We start from the raw sequence: 20,087 nt of genomic DNA on the forward strand, positions 1-20,087 counted from the left end.
TTCCTAAACAGAAATTTAATGGTTTTGGCCGATAGTCAGACTCAACCTAATTGGAGAGGGAGTCCTAACGCGCCGAAATGCCGCCCCCTTTGGGGCCATGGTGATCTTGACCCGCGCGGGGCGGGTCAAGTCTGTTGTGACGCTCTGAGAGCGCGCGTTTACCAAGAGGTGATAACGGTGCCCTGATAGCTTTCATCGATGAAGGCTTTGATTTCATCGGAATGATAGGCCTTGAGCAGTGTCTCAACCCATACGGCTTCTTCGTCGCCTTTGCGCACGGCGATGACGTTCACATATGGGTTCTCGGCGCTTTCCATCGCAATAGAATCTTCTTTGGGGCTCAGACCCGAGGCAATCGCGTAGTTGGTATTGATCAAGGCCGCATCCAGATCGGCCAGCGACCGCGGCAGTTGGGCGGCATCAAGCTCTTTGAAGGACAGGTCCTTGGGGTTCTCGGTGATGTCGAGCACGGTCGGCACCAGACCTGCAGCCTCATCCACCTTGATCAGACCCAGTTCTTGCAGGACCAGCAGCGCGCGGCCACCGTTTGTGGGATCGTTCGGGATGCCGAATGTGGCTCCTTCTTCCAGATCGGCAAGCGCGGTGATCTTGTCCGAATAGACACCCATGGGGGTCGTGATGGTGTTGCCAACGACGCTCAACTCAAAGCCGCGGTCTTTCATCTGCGCTTCAAGATAGGGCACGTGCTGGAACGAGTTGGCCTGAATGTCGCCATCGGCCAGCGCTTGGTTCGGGACCACGTAGTCAGAGAATTCGACCACATCGATGTCCAAGCCCATCGGCTCAGCGATACGGGCGACCTCCTCCATGATCTCGGCGTGTTCGCCGGGGGAAACGCCGACTTTAATTTCCTCGGCGGCAAGACCGGTGGCCATCAGCGCCAGAACAGAGGTAAGTGTCGTAAGACGAAGCATAGTAGTCTCCTTAGATTGAGAGAGCGGGTGTAAGGCGCGGCCTATTGGCCGCCGCTTTTGGTGGCCCGTTTGTCCACGGCGCTGGCGATACGCTCGCCGATGGACTGCACAAGCTGCACCAAGACGATAAGGATGATCACGACGATTGCCATAACGTCAGGCATAAACCGTTGATATCCATATCGAATACCAAGGTCTCCCAGCCCTTCGCCCCCTACGGCCCCGACCATGGCGGAATAGCCGATCAGGCTGACAATCGCCAAGGTCAGGCCCAGCGTGATGCCGGGGAGCGCTTCGGGCAGCAGCACTTTGCGGATGATCTGCAGCGGCGTCGCACCCATCGCGCGGGCGGCCTCGATCAACCCGGAATCGACTTCACGGATAGCGTTTTCCACCAGACGCGCGATGAAGGGGACCGTCGCAATGGTGAGCGGCACGATGGCCGCCGTAGTGCCAATAGAGGTGCCGGCCACCATCCGGGTAAAGGGAATGATCGCCACGACGAGAATGATAAACGGCACAGAGCGCGTGGCGTTTACCACCAGCCCGAGCACCTTGTTTACCCAAGGCGCGGACAACAGTTCCCCGCGTTGCGAGGTGGCTAGAAACAGCCCCAGAGGCAGGCCAAATACCGTGCCAAGGATCGCGGATACCGCCACCATATAGAGCGTTTGCCCCGTCGCTTCGATCAAAAGGTTAATCAGATTAGCCGACATAGCCCAGCACCTCCGTCAGAAGCCCGTGTTGTTCCAAAAAGACGCGCGCTTGGGCGGCCTGCGCCACCGGCAGAGACACCAGCAGGTTGCCGAAGGGCCGTGTTCCGACCTCTTCGACAGCGCCCGCAAGGATATTGACCGGAATGCCCATATCCTGCGTCAACCGTGCCAACATCGGATCGGTGGCATGGGCGCCTGCAAAGGTGACGCGGATCACCTCTTCGCCGCCCGTTGCAGGGGCGGTTTGGGTCAGCCGTTCTTTGACAAAGGCAGGCAGGGTGACGCCGGTCACGCCCGAAAGGAAGGACCGCGTCGTCGCGTGTTGCGGCGCGGTGAAGATGTCATAGGTGGCCCCATGTTCGACGATCCGGCCCGCGTCGATCACCGCCACATGGCTCGCGATGTCGCGCACTACGGCCATCTCATGGGTGATCAGCAGGATCGTCAGCCCCAGATCGCGGTTGATGTCCTTCAAAAGCGATAGAACCGTTTGGGTGGTCTCAGGGTCCAGAGCCGAGGTCGCCTCGTCCGAGAGCAACACTTTCGGCCCGGTGGCCAAGGCGCGCGCGATGCCGATCCGCTGTTTCTGTCCGCCCGAAAGCTCTGCCGGATAGCGCCCCGCCTGCGCGCTTAGCCCGACCCGGTCGATAAGGTCCGCCACACGCGGTTTGATCTGCGCGCTCGGCATCCCAGCCACTTCGAGCGGCAGCGCGATATTGCCCGCCACGGTACGTGAAGAGAGCAGGTTAAAATGTTGAAAAATCATGCCAACGTCACGTCGGATCGCGCGTAGTTTGCCGCCTTTGGCGGTGCTGACATCCTTACCGCCGACCAGCACATTGCCGGTGGTCGGACGCTCCAACCCGTTGACCATGCGCAGCAAGGTCGATTTGCCTGCCCCCGAACGCCCGATAATCCCGGTGATCGAGCCCGGTGCCACGTCGAGGGATATCCCCTCAAGCGCGTTCACGGTCGCCCCGCCTGCTTTGGTAAAGGCCTTGCCGACCTTGTCAAAGGCAATTGAGGCACCTTCTGTTGTGATATCAGTCATTTTCCGTCCGGGTCGGGGTAGGTTTCGAGTGGTGTCCCCTAGATAGAACCCCTGCCCCCGATGCAAGCCACGATCATGCATAGCTGCCTTGTTTTCCAAGCTTATCTCATGCCGGGGCATTCGCCCCTTGTGCCGTCATCGGATGAGGATAATTATATTCACGAATCGGAATAAATGCAGGGGGGGGCATAAGATGAAGGTCAACAGACGGACGGTGCTGGCAGGGATGGGCGCGGCAGCCCTTGCCCATGGCCCGCTGCGTGCCTTTGCCCTGACCTCTGCCCAGATCGGTGGGTATGAGCTTGTCAGTGTGAGCGACGGCAATCTGGTGCTCCCGCGCAGTTTCTTCTTTGAAGGTTTGCCGCAGGAGGAACTGGCGCAGGTTTTGGCCCCCTTTGATCTTCCCAAGGACCAGTTGGCGCCGCCCTGCAACTTGGCGCTTTTGCGCAATGGCGAACGTGTGATCCTTTTCGACGCGGGCGCTGGCCCAGGCTTTATGCCGTCGGCCGGGTCGCTTTCAGAGAGTTTGGACGCGGCGGGCGTCACCCCGGAGGCAGTGACCGACGTTGTTTTCACGCATGGCCACCCGGATCACCTTTGGGGCGTGCTGGACGATTTCGACGATCTGGTCTTTCCCAATGCGCGCTACCACATGGGTCAGGTCGAATGGGACTATTGGCGCGATCCGGCAACCGTGGACACAATCGGCGCAGCCCGCGCCGCCTTTGCCGTCGGAGCCGCGCGGCGGTTGGCGGCGATCGAGGACCGGGTGACCTATTTCTCCGACGGCGATGAAGTGCTGCCCGGCATCATGGCACAGGCGAGTTTCGGGCATACGCCCGGGCATATGTCGTTTCTGCTGGGCGGCGGCAGTGACGCGCTGATGATCGGCGGCGATGCCATCGGCAATCACCATCTTGCCTTTGCCCGGCCCGGTTGGGCCAGCGGATCGGACCAAGACCCCGAGCGCGGCGCCGAAACCCGCCAGCGGTTACTGGACCGGCTGGCAGACGAACAGATGTGGCTGATGGGCTTTCACCTGCCGCAGGGCGGTCTGGGCCGGGTTGAACGCCTTGGCGCGGGCTTTCGTTTCGTCGGGGCCGCGCGATGAAGCGGTTCGTTTGCATCACCGTTCTGCTGCTCGCCTAAAACTCCACGACGGACGAGGTTATCGCGGACAGATACCCCGCCTCGCCGCTCTAGATTAAACCCTTTAAGGTTGTCTTCGGCGCGCGCTCTGTCGTCTGCGCGACCGCCCCTTAGACCTATGAAAATGCGAGCCATAACAACAGTCAGGCTTCATCGCGACCGTTGAAGGGGTTGTTTCGGCATATTCGCTAGACCCAGATTTGACCTTCATGGTTTGATTGTTATTGGCATGGCGCTCGCGAATAGCAGTTCCGAAGCCGGATCACGCCCACGCATAGGGTGGCATCAGAAAAAGGCAGCCGCTTCCAACTCCACAGTGATTACCCCGATGATCGCTCCGTTGGATGGTTCTGTAATGGGCATCGAAACGCGGCTTTGATGCGCTTTGGAGCTTTCATCTATGGCCACTTGATCGATTACAAACACCCCCGAAGGTGGCGTAAAACGATTGCTGTTCTTGGGCTTGCCGCCTTTGAAATAGACCGATGCGGTGCCGCTGGTGACCACGGTCAACCCATAGGCATCGAGCAGCGCCACCTCGGCGATCTGACCTTTGGCGCGGGCAATCTGCGCCGCTAAAAAGGCTGCTGCCACAGGAGCCCTTGCTTGGCTCGTCGGGGTGACCTGCGCAGTCGCTGCGGCAGACGCGGCGGCCAAGACATTCATCTCACGGTGTCGCTGGTTCTGCTGCGCAATCGCGTCAACGATGCGGGCATCATTGACCCAAGACAGCAGATCCCGGTCGATATAATCGTTCAGCGCCCAAGGCACTTCGGACGCGGTAACCTTGAGCCCGGAACACAGGATGAAGATGAGCGATACAAGTGGCAGGTGTCGAAGCATCGGGGAGCCCTCATGAGGTTAGCGGCGCGAAGACCGCGGGAGAGCTACACCCTAGCGTTCGATTGGTTTACGCCTCATGAACGGCGATGACCGCTTAAACCTCTTCGCCCTTAAACCCCGTTGCCACAACGAATTTCTCTGATGAATCCGGTCGGCTTGCGGGCGGTTTGATATTGGCAACCTTGGTGAAACGGCGCTTGAGCAGCTTTTGCAACTCGCCCTCCGCGCCCCCCGCCAACACCTTGGCCACGAATGTGCCGCCCTCTTCCAAAACGTCGAAAGCGAAATAGGCCGCCGCCTCGCAGAGTGAAATGATGCGCAGGTGGTCAGTCTGCTTGTGCCCCGAAGAGGCCGCCGCCATGTCGGACATGACCACATCCGCCTTGCCGCCCAGCCATTCCTTTACCTTGAGGTCAGCGTCGTCTTCCATAAAGTCGAGCTGGTGCAGCTCACACCCCGCGATCGGCTCCATCTCTTGCAGGTCGACGCCCAGAATGGTGCCCTGCGTCTTGCCCTTCTTCTCGCCCAGCACATTGCAGCGTTTGACCGCGACCTGACACCAACCGCCCGGCGCGGCGCCAAGGTCCACCACCCGTGCACCGGGGACAAGGAAACGATATTTATCGTCCAGTTCCATAATCTTATAAGCCGCCCGCCCGCGATAGCCTTCGGCCTGCGCGCGTTTGACATATGGATCGTTTAACTGCCGCTGCAACCAGCGGGTGGAACTGAGCTTGCGCCCGCGTGCGGATTTAACCTTGACCTTGAGGTCACGCTGACCGCGCCCCGAGGTGTTTTTTCCGTCCGGTGTCTTGGCCATCAAAAGACCCCTTCTTCTAATACGCCATCGGCGCTCATCTGTGCATATAGCAGGCCTTCGCGCAGACCGCGATCCGCAACTGAAAGCCTGTCGGTCGGCCAGCAGCGCATCAAGGCCTGTAAGATCGCGGCGCCCGACATGATCAGCGCGGCGCGGTCTTGCCCGATCCGGGGATCCGCGCGTCGTCCGCCCGGACCCATGGCAATATAGGAGTGGATCACCTTGTCGATCTGCGCGCTGGTCATGCTGAGGCCATCGACCTTGGTCCGGTCATAGCGTTTCAGGTTCAAGTGGCTTGCCGCCACAGTGGTAACGGTGCCCGAGGTGCCGACGATCTGAAACCGCTTTTGCGACTGGATCGTCTGATAGGGTGTGAAATCGGTGAGGTTCTCTTCGAAAAACCAGCTCATCAAGGCAAACCGCGCGGCGTCGTCTTCAACATCAGAGAATTGGTCGCGCAGCGTCGCCACGCCTAGCGGCACGCTGATCCAATCCACCACCCGCGCGGCGGGCACATCCGATTTCGCCTGATAGAAGCCGCCCTGAAGCCGCATGATCGACCGGGCGCGATCCGCCCGAGGGACCTTGGAGATGTCGATCCAGACAAGCTCGGTAGAGCCGCCGCCGATGTCGACCACCAGCAGGTTCTCCGTTTTGCGGCTGACCAGAGGCGCGCAAGAGATCACGGCAAGTTGGGCTTCTTCCTCGGGGCGGATGATATCGAGCTTGAGACCCGTCTCGCGCTGGATACGACGCATGAACTCTGCGCCATTCTGTGCGCGGCGACAGGCTTCGGTCGCCACAAGCCGCATGTTTTGCACCTTGTTGCGGCGCAATTTCTGCTGACAGATCCGCAATGCTTGGATGGTGCGCGCCATCGATCCGCGCGACAAACGCCCGGTTTTTTCCAAACCGGCACCCAATTGGACCGATTTTGAGAAACTGTCCACCACATGGAAACCGCTGCCACGAGGCTGGGCGATCAACATGCGGCAGCTATTTGTACCCAGATCTAGGGCCGCATATAGCTCATTAGATCTGGGCGGAACTGGCGCGGGGCTCAGAGCCGGGATGTCTTTGTCGAGCGCACCCGCACCTTTGGGACGCTGTGGCGCCATGGTTACGCGCCTTTCATATCGAGTTGCCCCCAAGGTATTCCCTGCGCCGGGCCGGTGCAAGTGGTCGCGGTGCCTTGGGCCAATTTCCGCGGCGTCCTGCGCCATGCCCCCCTACCTTTCGGCATCTCAGGACCACCTCACAATCATCTTGAGAATAATGGGGGCACAGGGCCCTCGTGATGGCCCGCCCGATGCGCTATCACCAGCGCCAAGTCGCGGATGGGTCGTGTTTCGTCGAAAAACGGCCCTGTCCTGACCGCGACGCTCGTTAGACAGGTTTAAACCGGAGGAATCGTCCCATGCCCGCAGTCACCATCGTTTACTGGCGCGATATCCCCGCTCAGGTGATCGTCGGCAAAGGCCGCCGTGGTTCGAAACGCCCCCTGCCCGAACGCTTTGAGCAGGCGATTGACCGCGCGGCTATGAAGATTGGCGCCGAGGATACCGACGCCTATCTGGCGGAATGGCGCAAGGCGGAACCCTTTGAGGTTGAGGGCGACCCCGATGCCATCGCCGACGCCGAAGCCGCCCGGATCGACGCGGAATACGACCGCGACCGGATTAAGCAACTGATTGACAACGACGGCTGGGCATAGCCTGCCAGCCCTATGATCAAGGACACGCTCATGGCACTTTTGAACTTCCGCAAAAAGGAAACACCGGCCCCGCAGGCGCCGGTGGCCGAAGTCGAGGCGCTGTTGAAAGATTATTCGATCGAGGTGATGCCCCGCACCGCCGAGAAGGTCGAAGATTTTCGCGCTCTGCTGCCAGAGCACACCCGTGTCTATATCGCCCATATCGACGGCACCCCGATTGAAGATATGGTCGCCACCGCCGCGCGGCTAAACGCCGATGGCTTCAAGGTCATGCCGCATTTCCCGGCCCGCATCATCAAGGACCGCGCCACGCTGGCCGACTGGATCGCCCGCTATCAGGGCGAAGCCGATGTGCGCCAAGCGTTGCTGCTCGCGGGCGGTGTCACCACCCCGGCGGGGGATTTCAGCGACTCGATGCAGCTGATGGAAACGGGGCTGTTCGACAAGGCTGGCTTTACCCGTCTGCATGTCGCCGGCCACCCCGAGGGCAACCGCGACATCGACGCCGATGGAGGCCGACTGAACGTCGATGCCGCGCTGAAATGGAAGAACGATTTCCAGACCCGCACCGATGCAGAAATGGCCATCGCCACGCAATTCGCCTTTGAAGCGGAGCCAATCATCGAATGGGCCGACAGCCTCAAGGCCGCAGGCATCACCCTGCCCATTCACATCGGCATCGCTGGCCCTGCCAAACTGCAAACCCTTATTAAATTCGCCATTGCCTGCGGTGTCGGCCCCTCGCTCAAGGTGCTGCAAAAGCGGGCGATGGATGTAACCAAGCTGCTGTTGCCCTATGAGCCTGCAGATGTGATCAGTGAATTGGCCGCCTACAAGGCAGCACACCCGGATTTCAACATCACCCATGTGCATCTTTTCCCGCTGGGCGGGATCAAAACGAGCGCCACATGGGTCCAAGAGAATGGCGGCGCCTCTGGGGTGCCCGCCGACGCAGCCTAAAGGAAGTTACATGACCAGAACCGTCATCGAATCCAAGACCAAGACCGCCGTCATCGGCTTTGACGAGCCGTTTTGCGTGATCGGAGAGCGGATCAACCCCACGGGCCGCAAGATTCTCAGCCAAGAGCTTGAGCAAGGCGATTTTTCGCGGGTCGAGGCCGATGCCATCGCACAGGTCGCCGCCGGTGCCACGGTGCTGGATGTGAACTCGGGGGCGGTTTTTTCCAACAAGATGGCCGAAGACCCGCGCTATGCTGACAACAACTTTGTCGAGCCGATGCTGATGCCGGAACTGATCAAAGTGGTGCAAAATGCCGTCGACGCGCCGATCTGTATCGACAGTTCGGTCCCCGGCGCGCTCGAGGCAGGCTTGCAGGCCTGCGAAGGCCGCCCGCTGTTGAACTCGGTGACCGGCGAAGAAGAGCGGCTGGAACTGGTCCTGCCCTTGGTCAAGAAATACAACGTGCCGGTGGTGGCGATCTCCAACGACGACACCGGCATTTCCGAAGACCCGGATGTGCGTTTCGCCGTGGCGAAAAAGATCGTCGAACGTGCGGCCGATTTCGGCATCCCCGCCCATGACATCGTGGTCGACCCTCTGGTTATGCCGATTGGCGCCATGGCAACGGCGGGCCATCAGGTCTTTACCCTTGTGCGCCGCCTGCGTGAGGAATTGGGCGTGAACACCACCTGCGGTGCGTCGAACATTTCTTTTGGTCTGCCCAACCGCCACGGGATCAACAACGCCTTCCTGCCAATGGCGATGGGTGCTGGCATGACCAGCGCGATCATGAACCCGGTGGCCGTGCCGCTCAACGCCACCAAGATCGCCGAAAAGCGCGCCGAGATGGCCGCCGCGGGGATCATCCTGCCCGAAGGGATGGATGACGAGACCTTCGTGACGCTCTTTAATCTGGGATCAACCAAGCCCCGTCCGGGCAAGGAGATGGAGGCCATCCGCGCCGCCAACTTCCTCTTTGACCGTGACCCCCATGGCAGCGCATGGATCGAGTTCAACAAAGTCGCCCCCAAGGCCGGCCAAGAAGGCCGAGGCCGCGCGGGCCGCACCGGCGGTCGCCGCCGCCGCTGAGCCCGCTCGGAACGATGAAAGGCCCCGCCAGCATCGCTGTGCGGGGCCTTTTGTTGTCGGCATTCATGGAGAGCCGTTATTTCAGATAGGTAAACGGCGGAAATCGGGCGCCATCCCGACGGCGACGGCCCCTTCAAGAGCTAGTCCGCCCGGTTCTGGCTCACGAGCTCTTGGATCGCGGCCATAACCGCAGCGACATGGTCGGCGTCCGCTGCGGCACTATGCGGTTCATTAAAGCCGCCTATATCATTGTCGAAATACTTTCCCGAGGCCTTTGAGAAATCTTCCGAAAGCGCGGCACGGCAAAGGATGTCGGCGCCGATACTCAGGTCATTTCCAGCAACGCCAAAACCTTCCTTCACCATTTTGGAGGCCAACAGCGACCCGGGATTCACCGCGATGAAGAGCGGGCCATCCTGATGCGCCCGGGCCATTTCCTGCGTCCAGATTGTGATCGCCAATTTGCTCTGCGCATAGGCTGCCATATCGTCCAAGGTGCCGTTGCCCCGAAGGGCGGCCACATCCACCGGTGCCTGCGCGGCAGAGGAAAGGTTCACCACCCGGCCCGCTTTGGGCAGTACCGGCAGCAAGAGTTGCACCAGCAGATAGGGCGCTAATGTGTTAACCACAAAGCGCGCGTCTAGCCCCGCTTCGGTGCGCGGATCGGGCAGTTTCAGGACACCTGCGTTGTTGATCACCACGTCGATCTGGCTGTGATCGATGCGCAGCGCCTCTGCCAATGCCGCGACCTCATCCAACTGCGACAGATCTGCGCGGTAGGTCTGGGGGGTGCCGCCCACCTCTGCCGCCGATGCGCTTAATTTTTCGGCGCTGCGCCCGTGCAGCAGCACGGTGTGCCCCTGCCCGCTAAGTTTCTTTGCCGTCAACAGACCGATGCCGTCGGTCGCGCCGGTGATGAGGATGGTCTTTGTCATGGCTTTCTCCTTATCGGGGTCTCTGCGCGTCTCTGCGATGGCGCGGGATGCGTTGGTCGGGCGATCACCAACCGCCCAAAACCTGCTTGCCGATCACCCGCCCGCTTTCTTGCCGCAGATGGGCGGCGCGAAGGTTCTCTACATTTATCACGCCCGCATGTTCGGTCACGGTAGATTGCAACCTGCCCGCGTCGATCATCTGCGCCACCCGATTCAACAGGTCACGCTGCGCGGTCATGTCTTCGGTCTGGAACATCGACCTTGTGAACATAAACTCCCAATGCACGCTCAAAGCTTTGGGTTTCGCTGCTTTCATGTCCAGCGTCTCGGGGTCGTCGATCAATGCGATCTGGCCGCGCGGGGCAATGGCTTCGATGATGGCTGGCCAATGCATGTCCGTGGCCGTCAGCGCGGCAACATAGCTGGGGGTGAGGTTGAGATCGGCAAGCTGCGCTACCAGATCACCCCGGTGATCCACCACATGATCCGCCCCCATCTTGCGCACCCAGTCTTGGGTTTCCGGACGCGACGCGGTGGCGATCACGGTTAATCCAGTCAGCGCCTTGGCCAATTGGATAAGGATCGACCCCACGCCCCCGGCTCCGCCAATCACCAAAAGCGCCTGCCCCTCACCGGCCCCTTCCGTCAGCCGGAAAGCATCGAACAGCATTTCCCATGCGGTGATCGCGGTCAGCGGCAGACTGGCGGCCTCGGCGAAATCAAGCGTTTCCGGCTTTCGCCCCACGATCCGGGCATCAACCGCATGAAAAGCGGCGTTTGTGCCTGCACGGATCACATCCCCGGCATAGAACACCGCATCCCCGATGGCGAAATCCGTAACCTCTGAGCCCAAGTCGACGACCACCCCCGCCGCGTCGAACCCCAAGACCTTTGGGCCGCCATCCGGAGTGGAAAGCGCGCGCAGCTTCACATCCACCGGATTGACAGAGATGCCCCTTACCTCGACCAAAAGATCGCCCGGCCCCGGCGTGGGTCGGTCGATTTCAAACGCCTCCAAAACCTCTGCCGCGCCGGTGGTGTTATAGCCGATGGCTTTCATTTCGATTGTCCTTCTGTCCGAATTTCGTCGTTGAACGAAAGGTATCAGTTCGCCGGACTGTATAAACCGGGGCGAAACCGGATTGAGTTTATCGAAATGCTGGATAATGGGGACCAAAAGCGCCTGCGCGGTGCGCACTCGCAGAGGGTCCCAAAGTCAAAAGCAGTCGACTGCAGGACGGTCAAACCGCATCAACTCATATCGCCGAAAGCCTGACCTTCGCCCCCCTCTGCACGAAAACATGCGTCACCGCAGAACGCTGCACTTATCCAAGCGGATCAAACCTTCCAAGCGACCCTCAGTATCAGAACCTTAGCGACAGGCACGACATGCCGCCGTCCAGTTTGGCGCATTCCGCATTACTGATCTCGACCACTTCAAAGCCTGCCTTCGTCAACATTTCTGCGGTGCGGAGGAAGCCCGCAGGACAGAGCACATATTGGTTAAACCGGATGCTATTGGCGGCGGCCTCTTCGCCCTCGGCGGTGTGCAGCACGCGGTAACCTTCGAAACAGCCCGAAGCGTCAAGCCGTTTGGTGCTGAGGATGGTGTCCCCGTCGAGCAGCGAGCAATCGGTCTTGAAATGCAGCACGCCGGGCGGTGTAAAGACCTCGCGGAGGCTATAGCCCCAGTCCGAGACGATCCGCGTGAGCTCGGCCACGCCTTCGGCATCGGTGCGGTCTGATCTGCCCACCAAGATCTCGCGCCCGGTGACCAGAATGTCGCCTCCTTCGATATGGCCGGGGCCTTCGATTTGGCGCAGATCACTGTAGAGGGTGCTCAGGGTCGGCGCCATTTCGGCCACCTCTCCCATGCGGCTCGGTGCGCCGGGGCGCATCAGAACGGCACCCTTTGGCAAACAAAGCGCGGTATCCTCAACAAAGACGGAATCGGGAAAGGCGTCCAGCGCGGGCAGTTCGATCACCTCAGCGCCGGTTTCTTTCAATGTGGCAACGTAATGCGCATGGGCCTTTTCCATCTGTGCAAGATCGGGGGTGCCGATGTCCTGGGCGCGCAGACCATCGACGATGCTGGCGGCGGGGCGGCGGGTGAAGGCACGGGTGAATTCATAGGTGGGGTCTGTCATGTTGTGCTCTCTTGTTTGCGGGCGCGGGGGGATGGCTGGGCCTGAATTTCAATGAGCGTCGGCCCACCAGTCGCGGTGGCCGCGCGCAGCGCATCTGCAACGGCGCCGGCTTGCGTATCGCAGCGCCAAAAGGGCAAGCCGCAGGATTGAGCGACGGCGGCAAAGTCCGGCGGGGCCGGGTCACATCCGACGACGCTCACCCCCGCGTCCTGCATGGAGGTGGCGATTTCCTGATAGCCGTGGTTGTTCCAGATGATGAAGCAAATCGGCAGGTTTTCTTGCACCGCGCACATCAATTCCGGCAGGCTGAACTGCGCGCCGCCATCGCCTGCGATGCAGATCACCGGCGTGTCGGGTGCGGCCAGCGCCGCCCCGATTGCCGCGGGGATGCCATAGCCAAGCGCGCCAAAGCCGGTGGCGGCGTTGAACCAGCCGCCGGGGCGGTCGTGATCGTAGTAAAGGTTGCCCGCATAGATCGGCTGGGCGGAATCGCCGACGATGATCGCCCCCGGAACCGCCCCGCGCACTTCTGCGAGGGTGTCGTAAGCCGCACGCATCTCCGGGCCGATCTCTTCAAACGCCTTGCGGCGGGCCTTGGCCGCCCGCGCTGCCCCGTCTAGCGCGTTACCGCCGTCGATTGCGGCATTCAGCGCGTCAATTGCGAGAGCCGCATCGCCGTGTATCGACAGTTCGGCGGCATGGCGGGAAAGCTGTTCAGCGCAAATATCGACGCGGATGAGCCTTTGGATCTCGGGCATGGTGCCGGAGGCGTACATATCATAATCGGTCGGGCCCAATTCGGTGCCCAAGGCCAGTACCACGTCCGACTGCGCGATCAGTGCCCGCACGGTTTGCAGGCTGGGGCTGGCCGGAACGCCCAAAGGATGTTCGAACATTACGCCGCGGGCATTCACCGTTTGCACCACCGGCGCGCCTAGCTTTTCGGCGAGGGCCTGCAGCGCAGTCCCGGCTTTTCGCACGCCGCCACCGGCAAGGATCAGGGGCGCCTTGCACTCCGCCAATATCGCGGCTGCTTCTAAGATTTGTTGGGCAGACGGGGGTGTCACAGCGGTGGCAGAAATAGAGGGCGCTTCGGCGGTATAGGGCGCGCCAGCCACGTCCAGCGGTATCTCAAGATGTGTGGGCCCCGGTCGGCCTAACTGGAACGGCTTAAAGACCCGGTCGAGCATGGGGGCAAGTTCATCGGCGGTCTCAACCCGCTCGGAGATCAGCGCGACGGTCCGTGCCATCGCCCGTTGATCCGGCAGCTCGTGCAGATGGCCCCTGCCCTTGCCAAGGCTGGGCAGCGTGTTGACGCCAGAGATCACCAGCATCGGCACGGAATCCGCGCGGGCTTGGCCCATCGCGGTTAGCGTGTTGGTCAGTCCCGGCCCCGTGATGACAAAGGCAACACCGGGTTTGCCGGAGACCCGTGCATAGCCATCCGCCATGAAGCCCGCGCCCTGTTCGTGCCGGGGCGTCACATGGCGGATGCCCGAAGCCGCCAAGCCCCGGTAAAGCTCGATCGTGTGCACGCCGGGGATACCAAAAACACAGTCGACGCCGCGCTGTGAAAGCTGGGCGACCAGCGCTTCGCCGACACTGGTCATGCCGTTTCCAGTTGCAATTGCGCGGCGTGCCGTATGATCCGATCACAGGCCGCATCAAAGGCCGCGTCGCCGGTCGTTAGCGCCACACGCACCCAAGCAGCGAGCGTTTCCCCAAAGGACGCACCGGGCATGACCGCCACGCCAGCCTGCTCAAGCAGGTGCATGGCATAGTCGGTGCCGCTCATTCCGGTGGCCGACACGTCGATCATTGCAAACATGCCCGCATCCGGCTGGTGCACCTTCAACGGGCTCTCTTGCGACAGCCGGCGGTGCAAACGCTCGGCGCGGGCGGCAAAGCGTTGCTTCATTCCATCAGCCACGGGCGACCCCTCGCGCACCGCTTTTTCGGTCATGTCAGCGATAAAGGGCTGGTTGCCGAAAAGCATGGTCTCCGATAGCGGCAAGAGAGCCTTGGTAAAGGCTTCGGGGCCTATGCACCAACCGCTGCGAAAGCCCGGTGCGGCGTGGGATTTTGAGATCGATGAGACGACGATGGTGCGGTCAGCCAGTTGCGGACGCCACAGAGGCGAGCAGAATTCAGAGGTGTCAAAGATCAGTTCTTCGTACACTTCATCAGAGATAATCCACAGGTCATGGGCAATGGCCAGTTCTCCAAGCGCGTCTATCTCTGCCCGGGTCAGGACCGCGCCGGTGGGATTATGCGGCGTGGTCAGCAAGATTGCCGTGGTCTGCGGGGTGATCCTTGCGGCGATGTCATCCGCATGAAGGCGAAAGCCGTTTTCCGGGCGCAGCGGGACGGGCACCATCTCGGCACCGCTGGAGCGGATCACCCCTTCATAAGTGGCATACATCGGATCGCCGACCAGAACCTGCTGCCCCGCCTCGGCCACGCCCAACAGCACGGCATAAAGCGCCGTCTGCGTGCCGGGAAAACACATGGCTTGGTCCGGCGTGATGCGGCGGCCCGCGCGGCGCGAATAACGCTGGGCCAATGCGGCGCGCAGACCTGTCTCACCCCGACCGTCAGAATAGCCAGTGCGGCCCCGGCGCATTGCATCGGCCGCGACCTCCATAAGCGCGTCGGGTGTCGGCACGTCCGGCTCGCCGATGGTCAGCTCGATTATATCACGGCCCTGTCCGGCGAGTTCGCGGGCCTTTAGATGCACTTCCCATTTTGCGCCGCCAAGACCTGCCAGCCGTCGGGTGATATCTGTCGTTCTCATGTCTGTTGCCCTGCTTTGGTGAGGTCTATCCCGAGGAGCGCTCCGACGGAGCGAATTCCGATTTCTGAAAGCTCATCCGGCGCAAAAGCGCTCGGTAGAACACCGCCTTCCATCCACAATCCGTCGATCACGGCGTTGCAGGCGATGGCCAAATGGCGCAGTTCTTGTGCTGTGGTGGGCTGACCCGCGTCCTTCAATACGGCTGCGATCAGCGCCTCAAGGCGGTTCCGGAAATTGTAATAGGTCCGCTTGTGACTTTCGCGCATCTGCGCGTCGTCATGGACCTTGGTCAGAAACCCCGCCCAAAGGCTGACCGACCCCGCGTCAACAACCGGCGGTGTCAGGCTGCCGACGACAAAAGCCGCCAACCGTGCCACCGGCGCGCTACAATCGCCTTCCGCGAAGGCCGATGTCAGGTCAGTGAGCCGGTCCATGTGATGCTCATAGGCCGCGGTAATGAGGTCTTCTTTCGACGAAAAGTGGTGCCTGATCATACCCTGTGACACGTCAGCACGGGCCGCGATTGCTCGGACCGTCGCGGCCTGAACACCCTTTTCGGCGATCAGCGACAGAGTGGCCTTTATCAGGGCCTCCCGGCGGTGCTCCGCCGGCTCACGTTTGAATTTAGGCGTGCTGTCCGACACAAGCGAATTCCGAACTTCCTAATTATACACTTGCATGATTACGAATTACGGGCCTTACTACAAGACAGAAATTTGGGACACATCAAATGAGGGGCGCGGACGCTTTGCAAAGAAAGCCGGTCAGAGCCACACAAGCAGCTGAAAACGCCAATGCCGATAGCGCAGAGGAGAATGAGGCCATAAGAGTTACGGACCTGCACAAATCCTTCGGCGCATTGGAGGTTCTCAAAGGTGTCTCACTGACCGCGAAAAAGGGCGATGTTGTCGCCATCATCGGCGGCAGCGGGTCGGGCAAATCCACCTGCCTGCGCTGCATCAATTTCCTCGAAACCCCAAGTGCGGGTCAGATCATCGTCAACGGTGAAGAGATCAAGATGCGCCAAGACGGCTCCCCCGTTGACCGCCGCCAGATCGAGCGCATCCGAACCCGCCTTGGCATGGTGTTTCAGGCATTCAACCTCTGGACCCACCGCACCCTGCTGGAAAACGTCATCGAGGTGCCGGTCCATGTCCTCAAAGTGCCGCGGGACGAGGCCATCAAACGCGCACGGGCGCTGCTAGAGCGGGTCGGACTGGGCGATAAGGCTGATACCTTCCCTGCGTTTTTGTCGGGCGGTCAGCAGCAACGCGCGGCAATTGCCCGCGCCCTTGCGGTGGAACCCAGCGTGATGCTGTTTGACGAACCCACCAGCGCGCTCGACCCCGAATTGGTGGGTGAGGTGCTCACGGTGATCCGCGATTTGGCTGCCGAAGGGCGCACTATGCTGCTGGTCACCCACGAGATGAAATTCGCGCGCGAGGTGGCGACACATGTCGTCTACCTTTTTGAGGGGCGCATCGAAGAACAAGGCCCGCCGGAAGAGCTTTTCGGCAACCCTCAATCCGCACGGCTGCGGCAGTTTTTGCAGACAGTCAGCTAAACTATCAAGAAAAAAACAGGGAGACTATCAATGACATTTAAGAAACTCATGACGACTGCGATCGCGACAACAGTGCTGAGCGCCGGTGCCGTGGCCGCCGAAGAGGTCAAGATCGGAATCGCAGCCGAACCCTACCCGCCCTTCGCCTCTCTCAATGCCTCCGGCGAATGGGAAGGCTGGGAAGTTGAGATCATCGACGCGGTCTGCAAGGCCGCCGAGTTGGACTGTGTGATCACCCCCGTGGCTTGGGACGGCATCATTCCCTCGCTGACGGGCCAGCAGGTCGATGCGATCATGGCCTCCATGTCGATCACCGAAGAGCGTCAGAAAACGATCGATTTCTCTGATCCCTACTACAACACGCCCGCGGTGATCGTGGCGGATAAGTCAATGGACATCGAACCTACGGCCGAGTCGCTGGCTGGCAAGATCATCGGCATTCAAGCCTCAACCATCCACCAAGCCTATGCCAATGAATATTTCGGCGATGCGGCAGAGATCCGGGTCTATCAGACGCAGGACGAAGCCAATCAGGATCTGGTCTCGGGTCGGATTGATGCCACGCAGGCCGACAGCATCGCCATGGCGGATTTCGTCAACTCCGACATCGGCACCTGCTGCGAGATCAAGGGATCGGTGCAGAACGACGAGGCCATTTTGGGCCAAGGGGTCGGCGCTGGCGTGCGCAAGGGCGATGAAGCGCTGCGGGAAAGCCTGAACAAAGGCATCGCGCAGATCCTAGAAGATGGCACCCACGAAGAGATCACCGGGCGCTATTTCGATACCAGCATCTACGCAGAGTAAGCGCCCATCGTGGAGATGATCTTCGAAACGCTCGGGCTTGCCGAGAGTGCGCAACTACTGTCCCTCAGCCCGCCGGGCTGGGGCGGCAACCTGTTGCGCGGGCTTGCGAACTCTCTGCAGATCGCATTTGGCGCCTTCGGGTTTGGTCTGGTGATCGGGCTCTTTGGGGCCTACGGCAAGCTCTATGGCGGGGTGGTCCTGCGCGACCTCCTCGCCGTTTATACGACTGTGATCCGGGCCGTGCCGGAACTGGTGCTGATCTTGATCCTCTATTACGTCGGCACCGATCTCATTAACAAAGTCTCGGGCGCCATCGGCTATGGCCGGGTTGAGATTAGCGGTGTCGTCGCCGGGATCTGGGTGCTCGGCGTGGTGCAGGGTGCCTATGCCACCGAAGTGCTGCGCGGCGCGATCCAAGCCGTGCCTGCGGGCCAGATTGAGGCCGCGCGCGCTTACGGGATGCCCCCGCTGATGCTGCTGCGCCGCGTGACGATCCCCGCGATGATGTCCTTTGCCACGCCGGGTCTGGCGAACCTGTGGTTGATTGCAACCAAAGACACCGCGCTTCTGGCCATCGTCGGCTTCAGCGAATTGACGCTGGAGACCCGACAGGCCGCCGCCAGCACGCGCGCCTATTTCACCTTCTTCCTCGCCGCGGGCGCGCTCTATTTGATCGTGACGCTATGTTCTGGCGCGGTCTTTGCCCGGATCGAAAAATGGGCGCGGCGCGGTCAGCCGTCGCTAAAAGGAGCGAGCCGATGATCCCCTTTCGCGCTCTGATGCAGCCCCACCGCCTTGTCATGCTGGCGCTTTTGCTGGCTGTGGTCATCTGGTGCGCCGTGGCGCTGCGGTGGGATTGGATACCGGAATATGCCCCGCTGGCGTTGGAAGGGCTCTGGCGCACGATCTGGATACTGGTCGTCACATGCGTGCTGGGCTTTCTTCTGGCGATCCCGCTGGGCCTCGCGCAGGCCATCGGGCCTTGGTACCTGTCTGCCCCCGCCCGGATATTCTGCACCGTCATCCGTGGCACGCCCCTGCTCTTGCAGATCTGGCTGCTCTACTACGGCCTCGGCTCGCTTTTCCCGCAGATCCCTTGGATCCGCGGCAGTGAACTCTGGCCCTACCTGCGCCAAGCTTGGCCCTATGCGGTGCTGGCGCTGACGCTGTCTTATGCGGGCTACGAAGGTGAAGTCATGCGCGGCGCGTTTTCAAGTGTGAACAAAGGGCAGCTTGAGGCTGCAAACGCATTCGGCATGCCGCGTTTCACCATGTTCCGCCGCATCTGGCTGCCGCAGGCGATCCGCAACGTGCTGCCAACGCTTGGTGGCGAAACCATCCTGCAACTCAAGGCCACACCTCTGGTCGCGACAATCACGGTGGTCGAGCTTTATGCCGTGTCCTCGCGTGTGCGCTCGGACACGTTTATCGTCTACGAACCGCTGATCCTGCTGGCTGTGTTTTACATGATCATCGCCGGGGTCATCGCCTTGTTGTTCCGACGGTTCGAGAACCAAGTGCCGGGATAGCGGCGGCAGCAGTTGGATGGGATCCAACTTCTCTGACGAGATCGAGAACGCGATCAGTCCGCCCTTAAATCCATGGGCGTCGTGCCAAACTGGGCCTTGAAGGCGCGTGTCATGGCACTTGCGTTCTCGTAACCGCAGCGCGTCGCAATCTCAGAGATCGACAGGTTGGTGCCTTCGGCCAAGCTTTTCGCAGCGATCAGGCGTCGGTGCCGATAGACTTGGCCCGGCGTCGCATTCAAACTGCGCGCGAACCGTCTTTGCAGGCTTTTAAGCGAACACCCCAAGTGACGCGCAATGGTCGGAATTGACACCGGTGCTTCGATCGTCTCATCCATAAGGACAAGCGCGCGGGACACCAGTTTGGACCGTCCCGACATGTTGTCGGCCTTTCCAAACGGCTGATCGCTTTGATGCAAGAAAAGCGACGCGATATCGAGCCGTGAGATCTCGCCGCAGTGCGCCCCGATCAACGTCAAGACCAGATCAAAGGACGCCATGGCACCGCCGCAGGTGATCCGATTGCCATCAATGACAAACCGCTCTTGCCGGGCATCTACCTGCGGAAATGTCTCTGAAAAGCTTTCGAAAAGATGCCCATGGATGGTCGCGGGCCTGTCGTCCAACAGCCCTGCCGCCGCCAACAACCAGGCCCCCATATCGAGCCCCACCAGACATTTCGCATTTGCGCAAAGCCCCCGCAGCGCGGACAGAACCCGACTGCTGCTCAACGCAAGATGGCCATAGCTGGCGGTCACCATGAGGTAATCACAGGGGGGCTTTGTCGCCATGGCCAATTCGGTCTGTACCAACATCCCGCTAGAAGACCGCACTAGCCCCCCCTCAAGCGAAAGCAGGCGCCAGTCATACCGCGCCTGCCCGGTGATGCTGTTCGCGGCGCGAAACGGCTCCAAAGTGTTGGCCAGACAATGGTTCGAGAACCCATTGAACAGCAGAATGTCGATCTTAACCGTCTCGCCTGATGATTTTGTCTTTTCCTGCATGTTTCTGTCTAGCACTGCACATATCCGCCGATCAA

General features: G+C 60.7%; 21 protein-coding genes. 8 read left to right on the plus strand and 13 right to left on the minus strand.

Annotated elements, in window-relative coordinates; all coding sequences use genetic code 11:
• Nucleotides 1–158: 158 nt before the first annotated feature.
• From O4H31_RS07580 to O4H31_RS07590, 3 genes are read right to left on the minus strand one after another with little or no spacing between them, the layout of a single operon-like run.
• Complete coding sequence (locus tag O4H31_RS07580) at nucleotides 159–935, minus strand: MetQ/NlpA family ABC transporter substrate-binding protein (RefSeq protein WP_269344414.1); 777 nt, start codon at nucleotides 933–935, stop codon at nucleotides 159–161.
• 41 nt (nucleotides 936–976) lie between these two features.
• Complete coding sequence (locus O4H31_RS07585) at nucleotides 977–1,651, minus strand: methionine ABC transporter permease (RefSeq protein WP_067629388.1); 675 nt, start codon at nucleotides 1,649–1,651, stop codon at nucleotides 977–979.
• Entirely contained in the window at nucleotides 1,641–2,702 is a 1,062-nt protein-coding gene (locus tag O4H31_RS07590; RefSeq protein WP_269344417.1) for a methionine ABC transporter ATP-binding protein, read from the minus strand. The genes O4H31_RS07585 and O4H31_RS07590 overlap by 11 nt, the downstream gene beginning before the upstream one ends.
• Before the next feature lie 193 nt (nucleotides 2,703–2,895).
• On the opposite strand from O4H31_RS07590, the gene O4H31_RS07595 reads away from it, so the two are divergent.
• Entirely contained in the window at nucleotides 2,896–3,813 is a 918-nt protein-coding gene (locus O4H31_RS07595) for an MBL fold metallo-hydrolase (RefSeq protein ID WP_269344419.1), read from the plus strand.
• Between the two features lie 323 nt (nucleotides 3,814–4,136).
• Here the strand turns inward: O4H31_RS07595 and O4H31_RS07600 are convergent, their stop codons facing one another.
• The 3 genes from O4H31_RS07600 to O4H31_RS07610 form a co-directional block, all read right to left on the minus strand.
• Nucleotides 4,137–4,694: a hypothetical protein gene (locus O4H31_RS07600; protein WP_269344421.1), complete on the minus strand. Its 558-nt coding sequence runs from the start codon at nucleotides 4,692–4,694 to the stop codon at nucleotides 4,137–4,139.
• Between the two features lie 94 nt (nucleotides 4,695–4,788).
• Nucleotides 4,789–5,514, minus strand: a complete 726-nt coding sequence (locus O4H31_RS07605; RefSeq protein WP_067627424.1) for an RlmE family RNA methyltransferase — start codon at nucleotides 5,512–5,514, stop codon at nucleotides 4,789–4,791.
• Nucleotides 5,514–6,632: a Ppx/GppA phosphatase family protein gene (locus O4H31_RS07610; RefSeq protein WP_067266266.1), complete on the minus strand. Its 1,119-nt coding sequence runs from the start codon at nucleotides 6,630–6,632 to the stop codon at nucleotides 5,514–5,516. Before O4H31_RS07610 ends, O4H31_RS07605 begins: the two co-directional genes overlap by 1 nt.
• A 299-nt stretch (nucleotides 6,633–6,931) precedes the next feature.
• Here O4H31_RS07610 and O4H31_RS07615 point away from each other — a divergent pair, with 299 nt between their 5' ends.
• From O4H31_RS07615 to O4H31_RS07625, 3 genes are read left to right on the plus strand one after another with little or no spacing between them, the layout of a single operon-like run.
• Entirely contained in the window at nucleotides 6,932–7,228 is a 297-nt protein-coding gene (locus O4H31_RS07615) for a virulence factor (protein WP_093926290.1), read from the plus strand.
• 30 nt (nucleotides 7,229–7,258) lie between these two features.
• Complete coding sequence (locus tag O4H31_RS07620) at nucleotides 7,259–8,188, plus strand: methylenetetrahydrofolate reductase (protein WP_269344426.1); 930 nt, start codon at nucleotides 7,259–7,261, stop codon at nucleotides 8,186–8,188.
• A gap of 10 nt (nucleotides 8,189–8,198) precedes the next feature.
• Nucleotides 8,199–9,278, plus strand: a complete 1,080-nt coding sequence (locus tag O4H31_RS07625; RefSeq protein ID WP_269344428.1) for a methyltetrahydrofolate cobalamin methyltransferase — start codon at nucleotides 8,199–8,201, stop codon at nucleotides 9,276–9,278.
• Between the two features lie 140 nt (nucleotides 9,279–9,418).
• On the opposite strand, the gene O4H31_RS07630 is transcribed toward O4H31_RS07625, so the two are convergent.
• The 6 genes from O4H31_RS07630 to O4H31_RS07655 all read right to left on the minus strand — a co-directional run bounded on the left by O4H31_RS07630 (nucleotide 9,419) and on the right by O4H31_RS07655 (nucleotide 15,798).
• Nucleotides 9,419–10,213, minus strand: coding sequence for an SDR family NAD(P)-dependent oxidoreductase (locus tag O4H31_RS07630; RefSeq protein ID WP_269344430.1), 795 nt, complete (start codon nucleotides 10,211–10,213; stop codon nucleotides 9,419–9,421).
• 64 nt (nucleotides 10,214–10,277) lie between these two features.
• On the minus strand, nucleotides 10,278–11,273 hold the full coding sequence (locus tag O4H31_RS07635; protein WP_269344432.1) for a zinc-binding alcohol dehydrogenase family protein: 996 nt from the start codon (nucleotides 11,271–11,273) through the stop codon (nucleotides 10,278–10,280).
• Nucleotides 11,274–11,577: 304 nt separating this feature from the next.
• Complete coding sequence (locus O4H31_RS07640; protein ID WP_269344434.1) at nucleotides 11,578–12,360, minus strand: dimethylarginine dimethylaminohydrolase family protein; 783 nt, start codon at nucleotides 12,358–12,360, stop codon at nucleotides 11,578–11,580.
• Nucleotides 12,357–13,970 carry a 5-guanidino-2-oxopentanoate decarboxylase gene (locus O4H31_RS07645; RefSeq protein ID WP_269344436.1) on the minus strand — a complete coding sequence of 538 codons (1,614 nt, stop codon included), beginning with the start codon at nucleotides 13,968–13,970 and terminating at the stop codon, nucleotides 12,357–12,359. Before O4H31_RS07645 ends, O4H31_RS07640 begins: the two co-directional genes overlap by 4 nt.
• Complete coding sequence (locus O4H31_RS07650) at nucleotides 13,967–15,154, minus strand: pyridoxal phosphate-dependent aminotransferase (protein WP_269344437.1); 1,188 nt, start codon at nucleotides 15,152–15,154, stop codon at nucleotides 13,967–13,969. Before O4H31_RS07650 ends, O4H31_RS07645 begins: the two co-directional genes overlap by 4 nt.
• Nucleotides 15,151–15,798, minus strand: a complete 648-nt coding sequence (locus tag O4H31_RS07655) for a TetR/AcrR family transcriptional regulator (protein ID WP_269344438.1) — start codon at nucleotides 15,796–15,798, stop codon at nucleotides 15,151–15,153. The genes O4H31_RS07650 and O4H31_RS07655 overlap by 4 nt, the downstream gene beginning before the upstream one ends.
• An 86-nt stretch (nucleotides 15,799–15,884) precedes the next feature.
• Between O4H31_RS07655 and O4H31_RS07660 the strand changes: the two genes are divergently transcribed.
• Genes O4H31_RS07660 through O4H31_RS07675 form a run of 4 tightly spaced genes read left to right on the plus strand, consistent with a single transcriptional unit; the run spans nucleotide 15,885 to nucleotide 19,051 of the window.
• Nucleotides 15,885–16,718, plus strand: a complete 834-nt coding sequence (locus O4H31_RS07660) for an ABC transporter ATP-binding protein (RefSeq protein WP_269344440.1) — start codon at nucleotides 15,885–15,887, stop codon at nucleotides 16,716–16,718.
• Between the two features lie 30 nt (nucleotides 16,719–16,748).
• Nucleotides 16,749–17,522 carry a transporter substrate-binding domain-containing protein gene (locus tag O4H31_RS07665; RefSeq protein ID WP_269344442.1) on the plus strand — a complete coding sequence of 258 codons (774 nt, stop codon included), beginning with the start codon at nucleotides 16,749–16,751 and terminating at the stop codon, nucleotides 17,520–17,522.
• Between the two features lie 15 nt (nucleotides 17,523–17,537).
• The gene (locus tag O4H31_RS07670) at nucleotides 17,538–18,284 is read left to right on the plus strand and encodes an ABC transporter permease (protein WP_419723593.1); all 747 of its coding nucleotides are present in this window, start codon (nucleotides 17,538–17,540) and stop codon (nucleotides 18,282–18,284) included.
• Nucleotides 18,281–19,051, plus strand: a complete 771-nt coding sequence (locus O4H31_RS07675) for an ABC transporter permease (protein WP_269344446.1) — start codon at nucleotides 18,281–18,283, stop codon at nucleotides 19,049–19,051. The genes O4H31_RS07670 and O4H31_RS07675 overlap by 4 nt, the downstream gene beginning before the upstream one ends.
• A 53-nt stretch (nucleotides 19,052–19,104) precedes the next feature.
• Here O4H31_RS07675 and O4H31_RS07680 read toward each other — a convergent pair whose 3' ends face one another.
• Nucleotides 19,105–20,052 carry a GlxA family transcriptional regulator gene (locus O4H31_RS07680; RefSeq protein ID WP_269344448.1) on the minus strand — a complete coding sequence of 316 codons (948 nt, stop codon included), beginning with the start codon at nucleotides 20,050–20,052 and terminating at the stop codon, nucleotides 19,105–19,107.
• Between the last annotated feature and the right edge of the window lie 35 nt (nucleotides 20,053–20,087).

It is taken from the genome of Sulfitobacter dubius, assembly GCF_027214245.1.
In the GTDB taxonomy this organism is placed as follows: Bacteria; Pseudomonadota; Alphaproteobacteria; order Rhodobacterales; family Rhodobacteraceae; genus Sulfitobacter; species Sulfitobacter dubius_A.

Bases quoted from the DNA above. Each gene is read 5' to 3' on its own strand.
- O4H31_RS07665 (WP_269344442.1), top strand. From the start codon at position 16,749: ATGACATTTAAGAAACTCATGACGACTGCGATCGCGACAACAGTGCTG.
- O4H31_RS07640 (WP_269344434.1), bottom strand. From the start codon at position 12,360: ATGACAGACCCCACCTATGAATTCACCCGTGCCTTCACCCGCCGCCCC.
- O4H31_RS07680 (WP_269344448.1), bottom strand. From the start codon at position 20,052: ATGCAGGAAAAGACAAAATCATCAGGCGAGACGGTTAAGATCGACATT.
- O4H31_RS07660 (WP_269344440.1), top strand. From the start codon at position 15,885: ATGAGGGGCGCGGACGCTTTGCAAAGAAAGCCGGTCAGAGCCACACAA.
- O4H31_RS07625 (WP_269344428.1), top strand. From the start codon at position 8,199: ATGACCAGAACCGTCATCGAATCCAAGACCAAGACCGCCGTCATCGGC.
- O4H31_RS07600 (WP_269344421.1), bottom strand. From the start codon at position 4,694: ATGCTTCGACACCTGCCACTTGTATCGCTCATCTTCATCCTGTGTTCC.
- O4H31_RS07675 (WP_269344446.1), top strand. From the start codon at position 18,281: ATGATCCCCTTTCGCGCTCTGATGCAGCCCCACCGCCTTGTCATGCTG.
- O4H31_RS07605 (WP_067627424.1), bottom strand. From the start codon at position 5,514: ATGGCCAAGACACCGGACGGAAAAAACACCTCGGGGCGCGGTCAGCGT.
- O4H31_RS07645 (WP_269344436.1), bottom strand. From the start codon at position 13,970: ATGACCAGTGTCGGCGAAGCGCTGGTCGCCCAGCTTTCACAGCGCGGC.
- O4H31_RS07595 (WP_269344419.1), top strand. From the start codon at position 2,896: ATGAAGGTCAACAGACGGACGGTGCTGGCAGGGATGGGCGCGGCAGCC.
- O4H31_RS07620 (WP_269344426.1), top strand. From the start codon at position 7,259: ATGGCACTTTTGAACTTCCGCAAAAAGGAAACACCGGCCCCGCAGGCG.
- O4H31_RS07590 (WP_269344417.1), bottom strand. From the start codon at position 2,702: ATGACTGATATCACAACAGAAGGTGCCTCAATTGCCTTTGACAAGGTC.
- O4H31_RS07585 (WP_067629388.1), bottom strand. From the start codon at position 1,651: ATGTCGGCTAATCTGATTAACCTTTTGATCGAAGCGACGGGGCAAACG.
- O4H31_RS07630 (WP_269344430.1), bottom strand. From the start codon at position 10,213: ATGACAAAGACCATCCTCATCACCGGCGCGACCGACGGCATCGGTCTG.
- O4H31_RS07580 (WP_269344414.1), bottom strand. From the start codon at position 935: ATGCTTCGTCTTACGACACTTACCTCTGTTCTGGCGCTGATGGCCACC.
- O4H31_RS07650 (WP_269344437.1), bottom strand. From the start codon at position 15,154: ATGAGAACGACAGATATCACCCGACGGCTGGCAGGTCTTGGCGGCGCA.
- O4H31_RS07635 (WP_269344432.1), bottom strand. From the start codon at position 11,273: ATGAAAGCCATCGGCTATAACACCACCGGCGCGGCAGAGGTTTTGGAG.
- O4H31_RS07615 (WP_093926290.1), top strand. From the start codon at position 6,932: ATGCCCGCAGTCACCATCGTTTACTGGCGCGATATCCCCGCTCAGGTG.
- O4H31_RS07610 (WP_067266266.1), bottom strand. From the start codon at position 6,632: ATGGCGCCACAGCGTCCCAAAGGTGCGGGTGCGCTCGACAAAGACATC.
- O4H31_RS07670 (WP_419723593.1), top strand. From the start codon at position 17,538: ATGATCTTCGAAACGCTCGGGCTTGCCGAGAGTGCGCAACTACTGTCC.